This window comes from Streptomyces sp. NPDC037288, from assembly GCF_055603265.1.
On sequence record NZ_JBVJVY010000157.1, the window covers coordinates 1 to 3,551 of the forward strand.

At 65.8% G+C, this 3,551-nt stretch carries 2 protein-coding genes and 2 pseudogenes; 3 read left to right on the plus strand and 1 reads right to left on the minus strand.

All coding sequences use genetic code 11. The annotated features are described in order from the left end of the window. The 3 genes and pseudogenes from ACZ7GZ_RS42655 to ACZ7GZ_RS42665 form a co-directional block, all read left to right on the plus strand. Window positions 1–288: pseudogene (locus tag ACZ7GZ_RS42655) on the plus strand (hypothetical protein); the annotation flags it as partial. A 228-nt stretch (window positions 289–516) separates the two neighbouring features. Next, window positions 517–744: a hypothetical protein gene (locus ACZ7GZ_RS42660; RefSeq protein WP_471033191.1), complete on the plus strand. Its 228-nt coding sequence runs from the start codon at window positions 517–519 to the stop codon at window positions 742–744. A 985-nt stretch (window positions 745–1,729) separates the two neighbouring features. Then, on the plus strand, window positions 1,730–2,173 hold the full coding sequence (locus ACZ7GZ_RS42665) for an SsgA family sporulation/cell division regulator (RefSeq protein ID WP_471033193.1): 444 nt from the start codon (window positions 1,730–1,732) through the stop codon (window positions 2,171–2,173). A gap of 96 nt (window positions 2,174–2,269) precedes the next feature. On the opposite strand, the pseudogene ACZ7GZ_RS42670 reads toward ACZ7GZ_RS42665, so the two are convergent. Continuing rightward, window positions 2,270–3,253 (minus strand): annotated as a pseudogene (locus ACZ7GZ_RS42670) (IS110 family transposase); the annotation flags it as partial. Window positions 3,254–3,551: the final 298 nt, after the last annotated feature.

Genomic DNA, 3,551 nt, shown 5'->3' on the forward strand with positions numbered 1-3,551 from the left:
GAGCATGAGGCGGAGGTCAAGAAGCAGCAGCGGGAGCACCAGGATGCGCTCGAGAAGGCTAAGGACCAGCGTGCGAAGGACGAGCTGAAGAAGAAACAGGAGGAGGCCACCCAGCGGCTTGAGAAGCAGCATGAGGAGGCGACCAAGCAGCTTCAGGAGCAGCATAACAAGGAGCGTGCGGATCAGGAGCGTGAGCGGAGGCAGCTCGAGAAGGACCGGGCGGAGCGTGAGCGGACCGATCGTGACCGCAACCGCGACCGTGTGCGTGACCGCGCGCATGAGGCATGAAGCGGTAGGCGTCTGGCGGTGAGGCGCTGAAGCGTTTGGGAGGCCGGTGAACAGCTTGTGGGCTGGTTGCCGGCCTCCCGGTTGGCTGTTGCCGTGGCGAGGGCGGCGTGGGTGGTGCTTGCGTTGCCAGTCGGTGGGCCAGGGCGGGTTCCGCCAGTCGCGCGTCAGACTATGTGGCAGGGCTCGTTTTTTTTGCGGGTCCTGCTGCGTGAAGGAGTCTGATCGTTCATGGTGAGGCCGCCGGCGTTGCCGACGCAGGAGAAGGTCCGGATCGTGCTGTGGATCCTGACCGGTGAGGGGGTTCATCGCGGCCAGCTTCTCGTTCGCCGCGGGGAGGCTCACCTCCAGGCCCGCGATCTCGCCGAGCCAGCCCTACTGCTTGGCCTCATCGACGCAGGCGTGGAGGTTGGCGATGATCTCGCGCAGGCGGGGCGCCTGCGCGAGATCCGGCTGTAGGGCCGGCCCCGGATGCAAGCGTGCTTATGGACGCAGGGAGATCCGAAGTCACGTGCCACCAGGCCGGGATCCTCCGATCCATGGGAGCGGTCGGCGCCTTCGCGAACAGCGCCGCTGCGCAGTCGTTCTTCGCCCACTCAAGCGGGATCCTTCCCAACCGGCCTGGCTGGCCGACCGCACGAGCCGACCGGCTCGCAGTCTTTCGTTGGCTCGGCTTCTACAGCCACCGGCGCAGGCACTCCACGATCGGCTACCTCGCGCCAGTCGCCTTCGAACAGAGATCAACTACGCTGGCCATCACTGCATGACAACCGGTGTCCACGATCAAGATAGAAGCCCCGGGAACCTGACGCGGTACAAGTGCACAATTTTGTATGGCAGGGGCATTTTTGGGGGCGGTGTGCGTCTGTACAGGGCTTCGTGGGAGCGGTGTACTGGTGGTCCGGGCCGATGCTCTGGCGGCAGTACCTGCACCCTGCCGGATGAGTCGGAGCACTTCATGGGCGCCGGGTTGCAGGGGACCCCGGTGCACGGCGGTGCCGTTCGGTCCCCTGGCAGTGCCGGGTCCGCGCATAGGTGGCAGCCGTATCCCTCCCTTGCGCCGGCGGGGTTGTCACAGCGCGGGCCTGGCTGATACCGAGGGTGTGGAATATCGCAGATGCCCTTCCATAGCTCGAACTGACCCAGGATTTCCTGCCACTCCTCCGGGGTGAGGTCGCGGGATTCAGCGCCTGGCCGAAGGGCCTGCGGCCGACCGCGGTGGGGGTGACGGCTGTGGCGCTACCGATGGCCGGATCGATCGGAGAACCCACGTAGTAGAGCAAGCGGCACACCGTAGCGGATGAACATGGCCTTTTTGGTAAAAGGCGCTATGAATCACCCTTGCGTTGTAGGGCGGATTCTGACAAGTCGTGACCAGGGATAAGGGCTCATTACATACTGGCAGAAACTGGATCTGCCGGGTCTGAGGCAACGGAGGTCAGCCATGTCCGTCCCTCCTGTTCCAGGGGTTCCGCCCGTCTCTGTGGAGCGGCCTGCCCGTGTCCGCCTGATCACGGATACGGACCGGGAGTCCGCTGCCCGTGTCGTGCTGCGCTACTACCTGGACGACCCGCTGGTGGTTTGCGTCGACTTTCCACCTGACGTGACGTGCAACGGCTCACAGGTGAGGTGGGTGTTCGCGCGTGAGCTGCTCGGAGAGGGGCTACTCGCCCCGACCCAGTGGGGGGAGGTGTGCGTGTGGCCGGACGATGACACAGGCCACACCGTTGTCGAGGTGCAGTGCCCCAGTGGACTGGTCATGGTCGTATTCGATACGGACGTGCTGCGCCGGTTCCTGAGCCGTACCTACGCGGTCGTGCCCGCCGGCACCGAGGACGTTGCGACGGTCATCGAGCGTGGTCTGTCCCAGCTCTTCGACAGCGCGTGACAAGCGGCGATCATCAACCACCAACGGTCCTGGCCAGAGTGATGTCGTCTCAGCTTGATCTTTATCCTCGCTGCGGCCTTGATGCCCCTATGGATGTCAAGTGGCTTGTGCGGGGTCTGGATGGTCGGTCGCCTGTTTGGTGGGGACGATGATCCTGTAGATCTCTCGTGTGATGTATCGCTTCAGGCAGCGGATGGTCTCGCGGCGTGTCTTGCCCTCGGTGAGGCGTCGTTGCAGATAGTCCCGGGTGCGGTAGTCCCAGCGCAGGCGGCTGAGGACGATCCGGTAGAGGGCGGCGTTGGCCTGGCGGTCGCCCCCGCGGTTCGGTCTGCGGCGCTGGGTCTTGCGGGAGGACGCTTCCACGGGGCTGGTGCCGCATAAGGCGGCGAAGGACGCCTCACTTGCGAGGCGTTCAGGGTTATCCCCAGCCGCGATCAGCAGGGCGGCCGCGCTGTCCGGGCCGACACCGTACACGTCGAGCAGACCGGGGACAGTGGCTTTGACGACGGCGGCTATCTGCTTGTTGAGGTCGTCGATCTCCTCGGTCAGGTACTGGATGCGGCCAGCGAGCAGCCGCAGAGTGTGGCGGGCGGCCGCGGCCTGACCGTCCAGCTCGGCGCACCGCTTGACCAGGCGCGAGTTGCTCAGGCCGGCCAGGAGCTCGCGCAGGGCGGGGTCGACCGAGACTAGGACGCTCTTGAGCTGGTTGATGGCCTGGGTCCTGGACTTGACCGCGGAGTTCTTGGCCAGTTTGAACAGCCTCAGCATCTCCACCGGGCCGTCGCTCGTCTTCGCCGCGGCGGTGGCGCGGCCGGACAACACGGCGCGGGCGGCGGCTTCGGCGCCGACGGCGTCGGTCTTGCCGTGGCGACGTCGGGCGGCCTTGTCCGGCTGGTTGACCTCGGTCACCTCGATGCCCTCCGCACGCAGGTGACGCGTCAGGGCCGCCCCGTAGGATCCGGTGCACTCAACGCCTGCCCGCCGCAGCGTGCCGAACGAGCGTGCCCAGCATAGGAGCTGTCGGTAGTCGGCCGTAGCGGGGAAACTGCGGCCGTCCAGGACGGCGCCGAGCACGGTGACCCGACCGTACAGACCCGCGGATCGCTCAGGATCGGCGAGGGGTCAAAGACACCGGTGGAAACGTGGACTGGTGCCTTCGAGCGCAGGATCGTCAGCCGGGCATCCGTACCGGCTGACAGGCGAAAAAGAACCCGGGCCTCCCAGGAGCATCCAGCGGTCACCAGCTAGGTACCGCCCTGAAGGAGAGCACGGTTTCCGAGGATGGGGCCTCCCCCTGAGTGGTGGACACGCTGATACTGGATCTGCTTGATCCGGAGGAAGCGAGAAGACCGCCGATGGCGATGAAGGACTATTCGGA

Coding starts and splice junctions, on each gene's coding strand:
- ACZ7GZ_RS42665 (WP_471033193.1), top strand. CDS start 1,730: ATGTCCGTCCCTCCTGTTCCAGGGGTTCCGCCCGTCTCTGTGGAGCGG.
- ACZ7GZ_RS42660 (WP_471033191.1), top strand. CDS start 517: ATGGTGAGGCCGCCGGCGTTGCCGACGCAGGAGAAGGTCCGGATCGTG.